The following is a 19359-nucleotide window of genomic DNA, read 5'->3' as shown; positions in this document are numbered from 1 at the left end:
GTTGGCGGTGACCGCGCGGTCGCTCAGGCGTGGTTGTCGAGCGTGCGCAGCCATTGGCGGGCGGCCTCGACCGTGGTCGGGGTGTGCTCCTCCAGGACGGTGAAGTGGTCGCCGGGGATGTCCTCGGTGCGGTGCGGCACGGGCCAGTGGGCGCGCCAGTCGGCACGGCCCGTGGGGTCCACGACGGTGTGGCGCAAGGGGGTGTCGGCGCGCAGCGCGAGGGTCGGCGCGGCGACGGGGGCCGGCTGCCACTGGGCGAAGAGGTTGTTGTATCCGCCCATCGCGGTCAGGCTGGCGTCGCTCCAGACCATGTCGTAGGCCTCGATGCGGTCCAGCATTCCGGTGAGCATGGCGGTCAGCCACCACTCGCTCATGCCCTCGCGGACGGCGCTGTCGACGGGGTAGGCGTCGATCAGGAGGAGTCCGGCCGGTGGGCGGCCCTCCTGCTCCAGGCGGGCGGTCACCGCGTTGGCGAGGCAGCCGCCCATGGAACGGCCGACGACCACGAACGGCCGCTCGTCGCCGACGAGTTGACGGACGGCCTCGGTGTGCAGGGTGAGGAACGTGTCCAGGCTGTCGGGCAGCGGGTCCTCGGCCCGCCAGCCGGGTGAGGGCACGACGAACAGATCGCGTTCGCCCTGGAAGCCGTGGCCGAAGCGGGCGTACTCGTGCGGTCCCGAGATGGCGCTGAGCGCGGGGAAGCACACGACCGCGGTCGGCTGGTCGCCCTGTGCCAGGTGCAGGGGCCGCTGCACCTGCTCGGCGCGTTCCTCGCTCGTGAACTGTCCGCGCAGCGCGGAGGCGACGCCGATGAGTGCGGAGGCGTCGGCGAACTTTCCCTCTGCGGCGAGGCGTCGGTAGAGGGTCGAGAGGGGTTCGTCGTCGGGGGTGGTGGTGCGGGGTACGGCGGTGGGACCGGCTTCCTGAACGACACCGAACAACTCGTCGATGTGCGCGGCGAGTTCGGCGGGTGTCGGGTGGTCGAAGGTGAGTGTGGCGGCGAGTCGTAGGCCGGTGGCGGTGGTGAGGCGGTTGCGCAGTTCGACGGCGGCGAGCGAGTCGAGTCCGAGGTCGTTGAAGGGGGCGTGCGCCGCTACGGCTTCGGGGCGGGCGGCCAGCACGGCGGCGGCCTCGCCTCGCACGAGGGTGAGCAGGATCTCCTGCCGTTCCTCGGCCGTGCGCCCGGCGAGCCGGGAGGACAGTGCGGGGCCTTCCGTACCGGCGCGGGCCGTCCGCCGGGGCGGTCGCACCAGGCCACGCAGGAGCGCAGGGACGGGCTGCCGATCGCGCAGCGCTGCGAGGTCCAGAGGCGCGGGTACGAGGTACGACAGGTCCAACGCGCCCGCCCTGTCGAAGAGTTGGGTGCCCCGGTCGGTGGGGAGGGTACGGAGCCCCGCCCTGCGGGCCCGTCCGAGGTCCGCTTCGGTGAGGTGACCGGTGATCCCGCTGGGCTGCTCCCACTGCCCCCAGGCCAGGGACTGACCGGGCAGCGCGAGGGCGTGCCGGTGAGCGGCGAGCGCGTCGAGGAAGGTGTTGGCGGCGGCGTAGGAGCCCTGACCGGGACCGCCGAGCACGGCCGCGACGGAGGAGTAGAGGACGAACGCGTCCAGCGGCAGGTGCGCGGTCAGTTCGTGCAGATACCAGGCGCCGTCGGCCTTCGGACGCAGCACGGCGTCGAGTCGGTCGGGGGTCAGTGTGTCGACGAGTCCGTCGTCGACCGTGCCCGCTGTGTGCACGACGGCCGTCAGGGGGTGCCCGGACGGCACCGAGGCGATGAGCGCGGCGAGTGCGTCACGGTCCGCGATGTCGGCGGCCACGGTGGTGACTTGAGCGCCTACGGCCATGAGGTCGGCGGCCAGTTCGTCGGCACCGGGCGCCTGGGCTCCGCTGCGGGAGACCAGGAGGAGGTGGCGTACGCCGTGCTGGGTGACGAGGTGCCGGGCCAGGGCGGAGCCGAGAGCGCCGGTGCCGCCGGTGATGAGGACGGTGCCGTCGGGGTTCCAACGGCTCTCCTCCACCTGGTCGTTGCGCGCCTCCGGTATCCGCGCCAGACGCGGGACGCGGGCGACGCCGGCGCGTAGGGCGACTTGGGGTTCCTCGGCCGTGCGGGCGGCGGCCACGACGGCGGGGAGCAGAGCCGTGCTCTCCGGGGTGCCGTCGGTGTCGACCAGGAGGAGTCGGTCGGGTTGTTCCGCCTGAGCGGAGCGCAGCAGTCCCCATACGGACGCCGAGGCCAGGTCCGGTTGGTCGCCCTCCGTTACGGCGAGGGCGTGGCGGACCACGACGACCAAGGTCTCCGCAGGGCCGCGGAGTGCGTCCAGGGCCTCTGCCAGGGCGGCTCGGATGCGTTGCGGGGTGTCACCCGCTCCGTCCGTCTCGCCGAGGTGGACGGTCTCCGGGACGGGAACCGGTCCCGCCTCGGTGGGCAACTCCCGCCATTCCAGGCGGAAGAGGGAGTCCGGGTCGGCGCTGCGGGCGGTGGCGAGTTGCGCGGCGGACACCAGACGGGCGTGGAGGGCGGTGATCGTCGCGACGGGTGCGCCCGAGCCGTCCGCGAGGTCGACGGCGAGGGTGTCGGGGCCGGTGTGGGTGAGGCGGACGCGCAGTGCGGTGGCGCCGTCCGCGTGCAGGCGAACTCCCGTGTAGGCGAAGGGGAGTCGGCTGAAGCCTGCCGGTGTGCCGGTCAGGTCGTCGTGTGCGGTGAGGTGGACGGCGGCGTCCAGCAGGGCGGGGTGCAGGCCGAAGCGGGCGGCGTCCGCGTGCTGGGGTTCGGGCAGGGCCACCTCGGCGAAGAAGGTGTCGCCGTCCCGCCAGGCGGCGCGCAGGCCGCGGAACGCCGGGCCGTACTCCAGTCCGGAGGCGGCGAGTTGGGCGTAGATGTTGTCGATGGGTACGGCCGTGGCGCCGGGGGGAGGCCAGGCGGTGAGGTCGGCCGCCTGGGCGATCCCTTCGGCGGGCCGGGGGCGGGCAGTGAGGTCGGGCGACCCGGCGGAGCCGTCGGCGGGCGGTGCGGTCAGGGTGCCGGTGGCGTTGCGGGACCAGCCGCCGCCGGGGGCGCGCGAACGGATGACGGCTTCGCGCGCTCCCCTCGCGTCGGGGGCGCCCACCTCGACCTGGATCTGCACGGCACCGCGCGACGGCAGGACCAGCGGGCCCTCGACCACCAACTCCTCGATGACGTCGGCGCCGAGCTCCTCACCGGCCCGCCGGGCGAGTTCGAGGAGGGCGGTGCCGGGGACGATCACCGTGCCCTGCACGGCATGGCCGGCCAGCCACGGATGGGTGCGCAGGGAGAGGCTGCCGGTGAACAGGACGCCGTCGGTGTCGGGCAGCGGTACGGCCGCCGCGAGCAGTGGATGGTCCGCGTCCTCAAGTCCGATGCCGGAGGGGCGAGTTGTGATGCCCGGCTCCAGCCAGTAGCGGCGGTGCTGGAAGGCGTACGTCGGAAGGTCGGTGCGGCGGGCTCCGGTTCCGGCGAAGAAGGCGGGCCAGTCGACGGGGCGGCCACGGCCGTGCAGCGCGCCGAGGGCGGCCACCGCGGTCTCCGCCTCCGGCCGGTCGCGGTGGAGCGCGGGCAGCGCGAACGCGTCGGCCAGGGTGGCCCGGACCAGTGCGGTGAGGGTGCCGTCCGGGCCGAGTTCGAGGTAGGTGCCGGTGCCGGCCTCGTCCAGGGTGCGGACGACGTCCGCGAACCGCACCGCTTCCCTGACGTGCCGTACCCAGTAGTCGGCGGTGGTGATCTCGCCGTCTGCCGCGATCCGGCCGGTCACGTCGGACACGACCGGAATCCGGGGCGGCCGGTAGGTGAGCCCCTTGGCGACGGCGGTGAACTCGGTGAGCATGCCGTCCATGTGGGACGAATGGAAGGCGTGGCTCACGGTGAGGCGTCGGGTGCGCCGGTTCTGCTGGGCGAAGCGGGCGCCGAGGGCGAGCACCGGTTCGATGTCGCCCGAGATCACCACGGACGACGGCCCGTTGACGGCTGCCACGTCCACCGTCCCGTCCAGCGGGGCGAGTTCGGCCCTGATTTCCTCCTCGGTGGCCTGGATGGCCAACATGGCTCCGCCACGCGGCAGTTGCTGCATCAGGCGGGCGCGGGCGGCGACCAGGGCGGCGGCGTCGGGGAGGTCGAGCACTCCGGCCACATGGGCGGCGGTCAGCTCACCGATGGAGTGTCCGGCGACATGGTCCGGGCGCACGCCCCAGGACTCGTAGAGGCGGAACAGGGCGACCTGCAGGGCGAACAGGGCGGGCTGGGTGTACTCCGTGTCGTCCAACCGCGCGCCGGAGGCGGTCACTTCGGCGATCGGGCGGTCCAGCAGCGGGTCGAGGTGGGCCGCGACCTCGTCGTAGGCGGCGGCGAAGGCGAGATGGGCGTCGTACAACTGCCGCCCCATGCCGACCCGTTGGCTGCCCTGACCGGTGAAGAGGACGGCCAGGGAACCGGTGTCGGAGGTCACGGTGTCCGGGGAGTCGTTCCGCGCGAGGTCGCGGAGGGCCGTGAGGAGGGTGTCGTGGTGGTCGGCGACGAGCGTGGTGCGCTCCTTGAGGGGAGCGCGGGTGGTGGCGAGCGAGTACGCGAGGTCGAGGGGACGCAGACGGGTGCGCTCCAAGTGCGCGGCGAGACGGGCCGCTTGGGCGCGCAGGGCGTCCGGGGTCTGTGCGGTGAGCACGAACGGGAGGGGCGTCGTGTCGCTGCCTGCGGGTGTCTCCCACCTGTCGCCGGGGTCCGTCGACGAGGCCTCTTCGATGATCACGTGTGCGTTGGTGCCGCTCGCGCCGAACGCGGAGACCCCGGCCCGCCGGGGACGGCCTTCCGGGGTGGCCGGCCAGGGCTGTTCCTCGGTCAGCAGCCGTACCGCGCCGGCGGACCAGTCGACGTACGGGGTGGGTTCGTCGGCGTGCAGGGTGCGCGGGAGCACTCCGTGGCGGATCGCCTGGATCATCTTGATGACGCCTGCGACTCCTGCGGCGGCCTGGGTGTGCCCGATGTTGGACTTCAACGAGCCGAGCAGCAGCGGCCGTTCGGGCGCGCGTCGCTGTCCGTAGGCGGTCAGGATGGCCTGGGCCTCGATGGGATCGCCGAGGGAGGTGCCGGTGCCGTGCGCCTCGACGGCGTCGACGTCGGCGGCACTCAGTCCGGCGGCGTCCAGGGCCTGCCGGATGACCCGCTGTTGCGAGGGGCCGTTGGGTGCGGTGAGGCCGTTGGAGGCACCGTCCTGGTTGACGGCGGAGGCGCGCAGGACGGCGAGCACCGGGTGGCCCAGGCGGCGGGCGTCGGAGAGGCGCTCGACGAGCAGCAGGCCGACCCCCTCCGCCCAGCCGGTGCCGTCGGCACCAGCGCCGAACGCCTTGCAGCGGCCGTCGGCGGACAGCCCGCGCTGCCGGGCGAACTCGACGAACGCCTGCGGCGTGGACATCACGCTGACCCCGCCCGCGAGCGCGAGGTCGGACTCCCCCGAGCGCAGGGACTGCGCGGCCAGGTGGAGGGCGACCAGCGACGAGGAGCACGCCGTGTCCACGGTCACCGCCGGGCCCTCGAAGCCGAAGGTGTACGAGATCCTGCCGGAGGCGACGCTGTCCAGGCCGCCGATGCCCAGGTAGCCCTCCAACTCGCCCGGCGCGGCGCCGAGTCGGGGTGTGTAGTCGCCGCCCGCGATACCGGCGAAGACGGCGGTACGGCTGCCCTTGAGGGAGCGCGGGTCGATGCCCGCGCGCTCGAAGGCTTCCCATGCGGACTCCAGCAGCAGCCGGTGCTGGGGGTCGGTGGCGAGGGCTTCGCGCGGGGAGATGCCGAAGAACTCGGCGTCGAAGTCGGCGACGGTGTCGAGGAATCCGCCGTGCCGGGTGTAGGAGGTGCCGATGCGCTCCGGGTCCGGGTCGTAGACGGCGTCCAGGTCCCAGCCCCGGTCGTCGGGGAACTCCGTGATGGCGTCCACGCCGTCGCGCACCAGCGCCCACAGGTCGTCCGGTGAGGCGACCCCGCCGGGCAGCCGGCAGGCCATGCCGATCACGGCGATCGGTTCGCGCCGGCTCTCCTCGACCTCCTGCAGCCGCCTGTTGGCCTGCCTGGCGTCGTTGAGCGCGCGCTTCAGATAGTCGCGGAGCTGCTGCTCGGTGGCCATCGGGGTACGTACCTCTTCCCGTCGGGTTGAACTCGATGGATCTCGATGGATCTCGATGAATCTGCAGGGATCTGGAGGGATGGGGGCTTCGTTTCAGTGCGACCCGGCGTTGCGGTCGCTTCAGTGCGAACCGGCGTTGCGCTCGACGAGTTGGAACAGTTCCTCGTCGGTGGCCGCGTCGAGGTCGAGTTCGAGATCGAGGTCGTGTTCAAGGTCGGACCTCGGCCGGTCGACAAGGTCGATCAGGGCGAGCAGCCGGGACAGGACCCCGTCGTCCACCGCTTCCGGCGCGGCGAGTGCCTCCTCCAGGGCAGCGAGCGACTCTCCGACCGTGAGCCCCTGCGACTCGCCCTGATCCAGCGGGAGTTGAGTGACCAGGTAGGCGGCGACGGCAGCCGGAGTGGGATGGTCGAAGACCAGCGTGGCCGGGATGTCCAGGCCGACCGCGACACCGATCCGGTTGCGCAGTTCGACCGCCGTGAGCGAACTGAACCCGAGTTCCTGGAAGGCCCGTTCGGCGTCGACTCCGGTCACACCGTCGGTGTGGCCGAGCACCACGGCGGACTCCGCGCGGATCAACTCCGTGAGTTTCGCCAGACGTTCGGCCGCGTCGAGTCCGGCGAGCCGTCGGGTCCACGCGGGCACCTGCGGGGCGTCGGACTCCGCGTGCGGGACCGACGTACTGATGACGGTGGTGTTGGTGACCTCGGCGTCGAGCCAGTAGCGCCGCCGCTGGAAGGCGTACGTCGGGAGTGCGACCCGGCGCGGCACGACGGGCGCGAACGCGGACGTCCAGTCGACGCGGACCCCGCGTACGGACAACTCGGCGGCGGAGGTGAGGAATCGGCGCAGGCCGCCCTCGTCGCGGCGCAGGGTGCCCGTGACCACCGAGGCACGGGCCGCGCCGGCCGCCTCCAGGGTCTCCTGGAGCGGCACGGTCAGCACCGGGTGGGGACTGACCTCGACGAAGGTGGTGTGCCCGGTGGCGGCGAGGGCGCGCGTCGCCTCCTCGAAGCGGACCGTCTGGCGCAGGTTGGCCACCCAGTAGGCGGCGTCGAGTCCTGCCGTGTCCTGCCAGTCGCCGGTCACGGTGGACAGCAGCGGCACGGTGCCGGTGCGCGGCCGGACCGGGGCGAGCGCGTCGAGGAGTTCCTCGCGCAAGCCGTCCACGTGGGCGGAGTGCGAGGCGTAGTCGACGCGGATCAGCCGCGCCCGTACATCCTCGGACTCGTACGCGGCGACGAGTTCGGCGAGGGCGTCCGCGTCGCCCGAAACGACCGCCGAGGTGGGCCCGTTGACCACGGCGACCGACAACCGCTCGGGCCACTGCCGCGCGATGCGCTCGGCGACGGCATCGGCGGGCAGGGCGACGGACGCCATACCGCCGCGCCCGGACAGGGCGAGGATGGCGCGGCTGCGCAGCGCCACGACCCGGGCGCCGTCGTCGAGGCTGAGCCCGCCGGCGACGGTGGCGGCCGCGATCTCACCCTGGCTGTGCCCGACCACGGCGTCCGGGCGGATGCCGTACGACGACCACAGTTCGGCCAGGGACACCATCACGGCCCACAGCACCGGCTGGACCACATCCACCCGGTCGAGGCCGGGGGCGTCGTCGGCGCCGCGCAGGACGTCGAGCAGGGACCAGTCGGTGTAGGGGGCGAGGGCCGCCGCGCACTCCTCGACCTTCGCGGCGAACACCGGTGCGCTGTCGAGGAGTTCGACGGCCATCGCGGCCCACTGGGAGCCCTGTCCCGGGAAGACGAAGACGGTCCTGCCGTCGATGTCGGCCCGGCCGCGCACCACTCCGGGGGCGGGTTCACCGGCGGCCAGCGCGGTGAGGGCACGTGCGGGATCGCCGAGGAGGACGGCGCGCTCCTCCAGGGCGCCCCGGGTGACGGCGAGGGAGTGCGCGATGTCCACCAACTCGTCCTCGGTGCCGTCGAGATGGGCGGCGAGCAGACCGGCCTGGGCGCGCAGCGCCTCGGGAGTGCGGGCGGACAACACCCAGGGGAGTTCGGTGGGTTCGGCGTCCGACGTGGGCAACGGGGCTTCGGTCGGCGGCTGTTCGAGGATGACGTGGGCGTTGGTGCCGCTCACGCCGAAGGAGGAGACGGCGGCCCGGCGCGGTCGGTTGCCGTCCGCCTCGGGCCAGGGGCGGGCCTCGGTGAGCAGTTCGACTGCTCCGGCGGACCAGTCGACGTGCGGGGACGGGCTGTCCACGTGGAGTGTCCGCGGCAGGACTCCGTGGCGGATCGCCTGGATCATCTTGATGACACCGGCCGCGCCCGCGGCGGCCTGGGTGTGCCCGATGTTGGACTTCAACGACCCGAGCCACAGCGGCTGTTCGGGGTCGCGATGCTGTCCGTAGGTGGCGAGGAGCGCCTCCGCCTCGATGGGATCGCCGAGGGTGGTGCCGGTGCCGTGCCCCTCGACCACGTCGACATCGGCGGGGCTGAGCCCGCTCGCGGCCAGGGCCTGTCGGATCACCCGCTGCTGTGACGGACCGCTGGGCGCGGTCAGACCGTTGGAGGCGCCGTCCTGGTTCACGGCCGATCCCCGTACGACGGCGAGGACTTGATGCCCCAGCCGCCGAGCGTCCGACAGCCGCTCCACGAGCAGCAGCCCGACGCCCTCCGCCCAGCCGGTACCGTCCGCACCGGCCGCGTACGCCTTGCAGCGACCGTCGGCGGACAGCGCCCGCTGCCTGCTGAACTCCACGAAGGTCGTCGGCGTCGACATCACGGCGACACCTCCGGCCAGCGCCAGATCGCACTCCCCCGTGCGCAGCGACTGGGCCGCGAGGTGCAGGGCGACCAGCGACGAGGAGCAGGCGGTGTCGACGGTGACCGCCGGGCCCTCGAAGCCGAAGGTGTAGGAGATCCGGCCCGAAGCGACGCTGCCCGCCGTGCCGTTGCTCAGCCAGCCCTCCAACTCGGCGGGCACGTCACGGACTCGGGGCGCGTAGTCGTGGTACATGACCCCGGCGAAGACACCGGTACGGCTGCCGCGCAACGTCTCGGGGTCCACGCCCGCGTTCTCCAGCGTCTCCCACGCGGTCTCCAGGAGCAGCCGCTGCTGCGGGTCGGTGGCGAGCGCCTCGCGCGGGGAGATGCCGAAGAACGCGGCGTCGAAGTCGGCGGCCCGGTCGAGGAATCCGCCATGTCGGGTGTAGGAGGTGCCGGGGCGTCCGGCGTCCTCGGAGTAGAGGGCGTCCAGGTCCCAGCCCCGGTCGTCCGGGAACTCGCTCACGGCGTCCACGCCGTCGCGCACCAGCGCCCACAGGTCGTCCGGGGAGGCGACCCCGCCCGGCAGCCGGCAGGCCATGCCGACGATGACGACCGGGTCGTCCTCCGTGGCGGCTGCCCGCGCGGGTGCCGGTTCGGGCTTCGGGGCTACGGCGCCGAGGAGTCGTTCGCGCAGATGGGCGGCGACTTCGGCGGGGGTGGGGTGGTCGAAGACCAGGGCGGCGGAGAGGGTGAGGCCGGTGACCGCGCCGAGGCGGTTGCGGAGTTCGACGGCGGTCAGCGAGTCCACGCCGAGTCCGGTGAACGCCTTCCGGACGCCGATCGCGGCGGGTGCGGTGGCGAGTACGGTCGCGGTCTCGCCTCGTACGAGGTCCAGCAGGGCGGCGTCCCGCGCGGCGGCGTCAGGCAGCGCGGCGAGGCGCTCCGCGAGGCCTGTCTTCGAAGTGATGGCGCTGGCCGCGCTGCGGCGCACCGTGCCGCGTGTCTGCCGGACCAGGCCGCGCAGCGGCGCGGAGACCGATGCGCCGGATGCCCGCACGGCTTCGGCGTCGAACGGCGACGGCACGAGCAGCGCCCCTCCGGCCGCCTCGGCCGCGTCGAACAGGGCCAGCCCCTCCGCGTCACCGAGGGCACGCACCCCCAGCCGCGCCAGCCGCGCGAGGTCGGCCGCGCCGAGGTGTCCGGTGATGCCGCTGGGCCCGGCCCACTGGCCCCACGCCAGCGACTGGGCGGGCAGCCCGAGCGCGTGGCGGTGGGCGGCGAGCGCGTCGAGGAAGGTGTTGGCGGCGGCGTACGAGCCCTGTCCGGGTGAGCCGAGCACGCCGGCAACCGACGAGTACAGGACGAACGCGTCCAGTGGCAGGTGCGCGGTCAGCTCGTGCAGATGCCAGGCGCCGTCGGCCTTCGGGCGCAGCACGGTGTCCAGGCGTTCGGGGGTGAGCGCCGTGGTGACGCCGTCGTCGACGACTCCGGCGGTGTGCACGACGGCGGTGAGCGGGTGGTCCCCGGGGATGGCGTCGAGGACGGCGGCGAGTGCGTCCCGGTCGGCGGTGTCGGCGGCGGCGATGGTGACGTCGGCGCCCGACTCGGCCAGTTCGGCACGGAGTTCGGTCGCGCCCGGTGCCGTGGCGCCGCTGCGGGAGGTGAGGACGAGATGGCGTACGCCGCGTCGGGTGACGAGGTGCCGGGCGAGCAGGGCGCCGAGCGTTCCGGTGCCGCCGGTGATCAGGACCGTACCGTCCGGGTTCCACTCCCCCACCGGCGTCCGACCAGACCGCGCGGGAGCGAGGCGCGGGACGTGGACGCTCCCGGCGCGCAGCGCGAACTGCGGTTCACCGGTGGCGATAGCGCCTGCCAGTGCTGCGGCGGACTCGGGGCTGCCGTCGGTGTCGGCGAGGACGATCCGGTCCGGGTTCTCGGTCTGCGCGGAGCGCAGCAGTCCCCATACGGCGGCGACGACCGGGTCCGGGGTGTCGTCCGGGCCGGTGGAGACGCCCTGGCGGGTGACGGCGACCAGACGCGTGCCCGGTTCGCCGAGGTGCTCCTGGACGGTGGCAAGGGCATGGCCCAGGGCGGCCCGGAGTCGGGCAGGAGTGCCCGTGGTGTCGAACGGGTCCGCGCCCAGGGCGACTTGGGTCCACTCGAAGGGAACCGTCACGTCGTTCCCGGCCGACGGCGACTGCGGCCAGGTGAGGGCGTAGAGGCCGTCGGTCGTGGCGAGGGCGGTGGTCTTCAGGGGCCGGGTGGTGAGGGCGTCCACCGACACGACGGGGGCTCCGGTCGGGTCGGCGGCCTGGAGGGAGAAGGTGTCCGGGCCGGTGGCGGTGAGCCGGACGCGTAGTTCCGTGGCGCCGGTGGCGTGCAGGGCCACCTCTCGGTAGGCGAAGGGCAGGCGGGTGGGGCCGTCCAAGTCCTGGTGGAGTCGGGGGAGTTGGAGGGCGGCGTCGAGGAGGGCGGGGTGGATGCCGAAGCCGGTCGCCGCCTCCTTGTGCCGCTCTTCCGGGAGAACGACTTCGGCGTACGACGTGTCACCGTCCCGCCAGGCGGCGCGGATGCCGCGGAACGCCGGGCCGTACTCCAGGCCCGTCCCGGCCAGCGCCGTGTACACCTCGTCGGCCGCGACAGGCTGGGCGTCGGTGGGCGGCCACTGGTCGAACCGTTCCCCGGCCGGTGCCGGTGCGGTGCCGAGGATGCCGGTGGCGTTGCGTACCCAGTCGGCCCCGGAAATCAGTGACCGGATGGTGACGCCCCGGTCGCCCGCCGCGTCGGGCGCGTCCACGGCCACCTGCACCTGGGCGGCGCCCTGTCCGGGCAGCACGAACGGTGTCTCCACGGCGAGTTCGACGACCCTGCCCGCCCCGACCAAGTCGGCGGCGTACGTGGCCAGTTCGACGAGGGCGGCACCGGGGAGCACCGGAGTGCCCACCACGACGTGATCGGCGAGCCAGGGATGGGTGCGGAGGGAGAGGCTGCCGGTCAGGAGCAGCCCGTCGCTGTCCGGAAGCGGTACGGCCGCACCCAGCAGGGGGTGGTCGACCGCGCCGAGGCCGAGCGCCTCGGCGTCGCCCGCGGTGCCGGGCTCCAGCCAGAACCGGCGCCGCTGGAAGGCGTACGTCGGCAGTTCGGCGCGCCGGGCGCCGCTGCCGGCGAAGTACGCCGTCCAGTCCACCGCGTGGCCGCGCGCATGGACGTGGGCGAGGGCGGTGAGCGCGGTCCCGGTCTCGGACCGGTCCCGGCGCAACGCCGGTACGGCGACGGCCTGTTCGTCCTCGATCATCCTCCGGACGAGTCCGCTCAGGGTGCCGTCGGGGCCGAGTTCGAGGTAGGTCGTGACACCGGACGCGTCGAGTGTGCGGACCACGTCGGACCAGCGGACGGCGTCGCGCACATGCCGTACCCAGAACTCGGCCGAGGTCAGGTCGGCCCCCTCGGCGACCCGTCCGGTCAGCGCCGAGGCCACGGGGATCTGCGGGCGGGCGTAGGTCAGTCCGGCGACGACCGTGCGGAACTCGTCGAGGACCGCGTCCATGTGCGGGGAGTGGAAGGCATGGCTGACCGTGAGGTGCCGGACGCGACGGCCCCGGGCGGCGAAGGCCGCGGCGAGTGCCTGCACCGCTTCCGTGTCGCCGGAGACGACGACGGCTTCGGGGCCGTTCACGGCGGCCACGTCCACGGCGTCGGGCAGTTCGGCACGGATCTCGTCCTCGGTGGCCTGTACGGCGGCCATCGCGCCGCCCGCCGGCAGCGCGCCGATCAGCCGGGCGCGGGCGGCGACCAGAGCGGCGGCGTCCGCGAGCGAGAGCACGCCGGCCACATGCGCGGCCGTGATCTCACCGACGGAGTGTCCGGCCACGAAGTCGGGGTGCACACCCCAGGACGCGTAGAGGCGGAACAGGGCGACCTCGACGGCGAAGAGCGCCGGTTGGGTGAACGTGGTGTCGTCCAGGCCGTCCCCGGAGCTGATGACCTCGGCGAGCGGACGGTCGAGGAGTGGGTCGAGGGCGGCTGCGACCTCGTCGAAGGCGTCGGCGAACGCGGGGTGGGTGGCGTACAACTCCCTTCCCATGGCCGCACGTTGGCTGCCCTGCCCGGTGAAGAGGAAGGCGAGGCCGCCTGGTTGCGCGGCCGAGCCCGTCACCGTGGCGGCCGTGGTGGGTTCTCCCTCGGCCAGGGCGCGCAGCGCGTCGAGATCGCCGATGACGACGGCCCGTTCCTCCAGGGTGGCGCGGGTGGTGGCCAGGGAGAAGGCGAGGTCCAGCGGGCGGTCGGGGGTGAGGTCCAGGTGCCGGACGAGTCGGGTCGCCTGGGCGCGCAGCGCCTCGGGGGTGCGGGCGGAGAGCAGCCAAGGCAGGGGGTGGTCCAGGGGCGGCGCGGACTCCGCGTCGAACTGCGGCTGCGCCAGGGGCTGTTCGAGCGGCGTGGATTCGGACTGCGCGTCCTTCACCGCCGAGGCCCGGTCAGTGGGCGTCGTCTCCGTGCCCAACTCCTCCTCCAGCGGAGGCTGTTCGATGATGACGTGTGCGTTCGTGCCGCTCACGCCGAACGCCGACACTGCCGCGCGGCGCGGACGGTCGTCGCCCGTCACCGGCCACGGGCGGGTCTCGGTGAGCAGCTCCACCGTTCCCGCCGACCAGTCCACGTGCGGGGACGGCGCGTCCACGTGAAGTGTCTTGGGCAGGACACCGTGCCGGATCGCCTGGATCATCTTGATCACCCCGGCGACTCCGGCGGCGGCCTGGGTGTGACCGATGTTGGACTTCACCGAGCCGAGGAGCAACGGGCGTTCGGCGGGGCGGTCCTTGCCGTAGGTCTCGATGAGGGCGTGTGCCTCGATGGGGTCCCCGAGGGTGGTGCCGGTGCCGTGCGCCTCCACGGCGTCGACGTCGGCGGGGGCGAGTCCGCCCGCGGCCAACGCCCTTCGGATCACGCGCTGTTGGGAGGGACCGCTGGGCGCGGTGAGGCCGTTGGAGGCGCCGTCCTGGTTGACGGCCGAGGCGCGGACGACGGCGAGGACCTCGTGTCCCAACCGCCGTGCGTCGGAGAGCCGTTCCACCAGCAGCAGCCCCACACCCTCCGCCCAGCCGGTGCCGTCCGCCCCGGCCGCGAAGGCCTTGCAGCGTCCGTCGGGCGACATGGCGCGCTGTCTGCTGAACTCGATGAAGGTGGTCGGCGTCGACATCACCAGCACACCGCCCGCGACCGCGAGATCGGCCTCGCCCGCCCGCAGCGACTGCGCGGCCAGGTGCAGCGCGACCAACGACGAGGAGCACGCGGTGTCGACGGTGACCGCCGGGCCCTCGAAGCCGAAGGTGTAGGAGACGCGCCCGGAGGCCACGCTGGCCGCGTTGCCGATGCCGAGGTAGGCCTCAAGCTCGTCCGGGACGTGCTGACCCCGACCGGCGTAGTCACGGCCGGACAGTCCCGCGAAGACTCCGGTACGGCTGCCGCGCAGTGCGGTGGGGTCGATGCCGGCCCGCTCGAACAACTCCCAGGTGGTTTCCAGCAGGAGCCGCTGCTGGGGGTCGACGGCGGGCGCCTCGCGCGGGGAGATCCCGAAGAACTCCGGGTCGAACTCGGCGACGGAGTCCAGGAATCCGCCGTGCCGGGAGTAGGAGGTGCCGGGGCGGTCGGGGTCCGCGCTGTAGAGGCGGTCGAGGTCCCAGCCACGGTCGGTGGGGAACTCGGTGAGGGCGTCGGTGCCGTCGAGGACCAGCCGCCAGAGGTCGTCCGGTGACGTGACCCCGCCGGGGAAGCGGCAGGCCATGCCGACGATGACCACGGGGTCGTCGTCCACCGGGGTGGCCGCCATGGATGTCTCGGACTCGGTCATCTGGGCCGTGTCGTCGCCGAGTTCGGCGGTGAGCCAGTCGGCCAGGGCGGCCGGGGTGGGGTGGTCGTAGACGAGTGTCGTGGGCAGGGGGTGGCCGGTGGCGGCCGTGAGCCGGTTGCGGAGTTCCACGGACATCAGGGAGTCGAAGCCGTGGGCGCGGAAGGCGCGGGCCGGGTCGATCGCGTCGGGGGGGCCGTGGCCCTGGACGGCGGCGGCCTGCGCCCGTACGACGGTGAGGAGTTCGCGGCGCAGTTCGGCCGGGGCGAGCCCGGACCACCGGTCGGGTCGGACGGTCTCCGCGACAGCCTCTGACAACTGGCCCTGCGCGTGTGCGAGTTCTGCGGCGATCGGGTGCGGACGTCCCCGGAAGAACGCGGCCCAGTCGGCGTCGGCGACGACGAGATGCTGCTCGCCCCGGTCGAGGATCTGCCCGAGGACGGTGAGGGCGCCGTTCGGCGGGAGGGAGACGAGACCGTGCCGTAGCAGCGTCTGCTCGGCGCCGTCGGCGGCGATGCCGTCGCCCGCCCAGTGGCCCCAGGCCACGGAGGTGGCGGGCAGTCCGGCGGCCCGGCGCTGGTCGGCCAGCGCGTCCAAGTAGGCGTTGCCGGGCGCGTAGTTGGCCTGGCCGGGGATCCCGCAGACGCCGGCGACGGAGGAGAAGAGCACGAAGGCCGACAGGTCGGAACCGGCGGTCAGTTCGTGCAGATTGCCGGCGCCGACCACCTTGGCGCGCAGGGCGCGGTCGAGGTGGTCGGAGGTCAACTCGCCGATGAGCGCGTCGTGCAGGGCGGCGGCGGTGTGGACGACAGCGGTCAGTGGCCGGTCCTGCGGGACGAGGGCGAGGGCCGCGGCGAGTTGGTCGCGGTCGGCGACGTCGGCGGCGGCGAAGGTCACGGTGGTACCCAAGTCGGCCAGTTCGGCGGCGAGTTCACTCGCCCCGGGGGCGTCCTGTCCGCGTCGGCTGACCAGCAGCAGGTGCTGTGCGCCGCGTGCGGCGAGCCAACGGGCGAGGTGTCCGCCGAGGGCGCCGCTGCCTCCGGTGATCAGGGTCGTGCCGGTCGGCTGCCAGCCGTCGGTGTCGCCGGCGAGGGGCGGCAGTGGCCCGGTGGGGACAAGTCGTCGGGCGTGAACTCCCGCGGCGCGTACGGCGAGTTCGCGTTCCCGGTCCGGGCGGGCGTCGGCGAGCAGGGTGACGACCTGGGTCCAGGCATGGGTGTCGGGGTCGGCGGGCAGGTCGATCAGACCGCCGGACCGTGCGGGGTTCTCCACGGCGAGGATGGCACCGAAGCCCCACACCAGGGCCTGTTCGGGATCGGTGACCCGGTCGGCCGGGCCGGTGGAGACCGCGCCCCGGGTGAGGAACCACACCGGCGCCGATGCACCCGTGTCGTCCAGAGCCTGGGTGAGGGCGACTTGGGCGGCGTACGAGCGCGGGACGGCGGCCCGGTCGTCGAGCCGTCCCTCGGCGAGGGAGAGGAGCGAGACCACTCCGGAGGCGTCGGGCGGCAGCAGTCCGGCGAGCGTGGCGCGGTCGGCGTCCGGCGGGACGGCGACGGTGACGACCTGGGCACCGGCCGCTTCCAGCGCGCCGCGCAGGGCACGCGGGGCGGGGTGCTCGGTGTGTGTGTCGGGGACGGCCAGCAGCCACTCCCCCGTGAGTCGGTGACCCGGGCGGGCGGGGCGTACCGGGCGCCACAGCAGGCGGTGGAGCCAGCGGTCGGACGCCTCGGCGGCCAGCCGGCGTTCCCGCCAGGTAGCCAACGCGGGCAGTACGGGGGCGAGTTCGGGAGTGGTCACACCGAGGGCGGTGGCCAGCCGGTCCGGGTCGGGTTCGGCGACCAGGTTCCAGAAGGTGTCGTCCTGGGCGGTGGCCGCCACGGCGTTCTCGGGCGAGCGGGTGGCGGCCAGCCAGTAGCGGTCCCGCTGGAAGGCGTAGGTCGGCAGGGCGACCCGGCGCGGGGCCGCGGCGGCGGAGGCGGCCGTCCAGTCGACGGGGACGCCGTGGACGTGGAGTTCGGCGACCGAGCGCAGCCAGCGGTCGAGGCCGCCCTGCCCGCGCCGCAGGGACCCGGTGACGACCGGTTCGGCCTCGGCCAGAGTCTCCTGGAGGGCACCGGTCAGCACGGGGTGGGCGCTGGCCTCGACGAAGACCGTGTGCCCGGTCTCGGCGAGCCGGCGGGCGGCTTCCTCGAAGCGGACTGTGCTCCGCAGGTTCGACACCCAGTAGGCGGCGTCCAGTTGGGCGGTGTCCTGCCAGTCGGCGGTGACGGTGGAGAGCAGCGGGACGGTTCCGGTGCGCGGGGTGATGGGTGCGAGCGCGGCCAGCAGTCGTTCGCGCAGGGCGTCGGTCTGTGGGGAGTGCGAGGCGTAGGCGATCGGGATGACGCTGGTCCGGACGCCCTCCGCCGCGTACGCGTCCCGGAGTTCGTCCAGGGCGTCCAGATCACCCGAAACGGCCACGGCGGAGGGGCTGTTGACGACGCCGATGGACAGTCGTCCCGGCCAGCGCTCGGCGAGGCGGCGGGCCACCTCGGCCTCGGGCAGCGCCACGGCGACCATGCCGCCCCGGCCCGCGATGGACTCCAGGGCCTGGGCGCGCAGGGCGACGATCCGGGCCGCGTCCTCCAGGCTCAGCCCGCCCGCGACGTACGCGGCGGCCACCTCGCCCTGGCTGTGCCCGATCACGGCGTCGGGGGTGACGCCGTAGGACTTCCACAGTTCGGCGAGCGCGACCATGACCGCCCAGAGCGCGGACTGGACGACGTCCGTGCGGTCGTGGTCGGGGGTGCTGCCGGTGCCGCGCAGGACGTCGAGCAGGGACCAGTCGGTGTAGGGGGCGAGGGCCGCCGCGCACTCCTCGATCTTCGCGGCGAACACCGGTGCGCTGGCGAGGAGTTCGACGGCCATGCCGAGCCACTGGGAACCCTGGCCGGGGAAGACGAGGACGACCTTGCCGTCGGTGCCGGCCGGTCGGACGGTGCCCTGGACGGCGTTGGCGGGCTGCTCGCCGCGCGCGAGGGCGCGCAGTGCCCGCACCGGGTCGTCGCCGACCAGCACGGCGCGTTCGTCGAAGTCGGTGCGGGTGGCGGTCAGGGAGTACGCCACGTCGGCGGGCGCGTCGGCGGTGGTGTCGAGGTGGTCGGCGAGCCGGGCGGCCTGCGCGCGCAGGGCGTCCGGAGTGCGGCCGGAGAGGACCCACGGGAGGGCGGGCGGAGCGGGAGCGTCGGACTCCTCGGGGCCCTGGGCCGGGGCCTGTTCGAGGATGACGTGGGCATTGGTGCCGCTCACGCCGAAGGCGGAGACTGCGGCGCGGCGGGGCCGTTCGTTCTCCGTGGTGGGCCAGGGCTGGGCGGCGGTGAGGAGGCGGACGGTGCCGTCGGACCAGTCGACGTGCGGGGACGGTTCGTCCACGTGCAGGGACCTGGGGAGCCTGCCGTGCCGGATTGCCTGCACCATCTTGATGACGCCCGCGACGCCCGCCGCGGCCTGGGTGTGCCCGATGTTGGACTTCAACGAGCCGAGCAGCAACGGGTGTTCGGCGGTGCGGGCGCTGCCGTAGGTGGCGATGAGGGCCTGCGCCTCGATGGGGTCACCGAGCCGGGTGCCGGTGCCGTGTGCCTCTACGGCATCGACGTCGCCGGGGCCGAGTCCGGCCGCGGTGAGGGCCTCGCGGATGACGCGCTGCTGCGAGGGCCCGTTGGGGGCGGTGAGTTGGCTGCTGCGGCCGTCCTGGTTGACGGCCGAGCCACGGAGGACGGCGAGGATCGGGCGGCCCAGGCGCTGGGCCTCGGAGAGCCGGGCCAGGACGACGACGCCGGCGCCCTCGCCCCAGCCGGTGCCGTCGGCCGCCGCCGCGAACGGTTTGCAGCGGCCGTCCGGCGCGAGCCCGCGCTGCCGGCTGAACTCGATGAACATGCCGGGCGCGGCCATCACCGTGGCGCCGCCCGCGAGGGCGAGGTCGCACTCGCCGCGCCGCAGCGACTGGGCGGCGAGGTGCAGGGCGACGAGCGAGGAGGAGCAGGCCGTGTCGACGGTGACGGCGGGTCCCTCAAGGCCGAGGGTGAAGGCGATGCGGCCGGAGGCGACGCTGGTGGTGGAACCGGTCAGGACGTAGCCGTCGGTCTGTTCGGCGGGCAGGTGGTGCAGGCTCGGCCCGTACTCCTGCGCGATGACACCGGCGAACACCCCCGTGCGGGTGCCGCGCAGACTGGTCGGGTCGAGCGCCGCGTGCTCCAGTGCCTCCCAGGAGGTCTCCAGGAGCAGCCGCTGCTGGGGGTCGGCGGCGAGGGCCTCGCGCGGGGAGACGCCGAAGAACGAGGCGTCGAACTCCCCCGCGTCGTAAAGGAATCCGCCTTCGCGGGCGTAGCTGCGGCCCGCCGCGTCGGGGTCCGGGTCGTAGAGGTGGTCGAGGTCCCAGCCACGGTCGGCCGGGAACGCGCCGACTACGTCGCGTTCCTCGGTCACCAGCCGCCACAGGGCGTCCGGGGTGTCGGCGCCGCCGGGGAAGCGGCAGGCCATGCCGACGATGGCGATCGGTTCGTCGTCGCGTCCGGTGGCCTTGGACTCGGCCTCCTTGAGCCGTTCGCGGGTGTGGTGCAGCTCGGTGGCGACGCGGGTGAGGTAGTCGCGGAGCTTCGCCTCATGCGTGGTCATGTGGTGG

At 73.9% G+C, this 19359-nt stretch carries 2 protein-coding genes; both read right to left on the bottom strand.

Features of this window, described 5'->3' with window-relative positions; all coding sequences use genetic code 11:
* Nucleotides 1–23: 23 nt before the first annotated feature.
* The gene (locus tag ACIRRY_RS23125; RefSeq protein ID WP_403975742.1) at nt 24–6125 is read right to left on the bottom strand and encodes a type I polyketide synthase; all 6102 of its coding nucleotides are present in this window, start codon (nt 6123–6125) and stop codon (nt 24–26) included.
* Between the two features lie 120 nt (nt 6126–6245).
* The gene (locus tag ACIRRY_RS23120; RefSeq protein WP_403975739.1) at nt 6246–19352 is read right to left on the bottom strand and encodes a type I polyketide synthase; all 13107 of its coding nucleotides are present in this window, start codon (nt 19350–19352) and stop codon (nt 6246–6248) included.
* Nucleotides 19353–19359 lie beyond the last annotated feature (7 nt).

The sequence above is a fragment of the Streptomyces sp. NPDC101776 genome, from assembly GCF_044766845.1.
Lineage (GTDB): Bacteria > Actinomycetota > Actinomycetes > Streptomycetales > Streptomycetaceae > Streptomyces.
The sequence above is the reverse complement of the archived record's forward strand: the minus strand, read 5'-3'. Positions and strand labels throughout refer to the sequence as shown.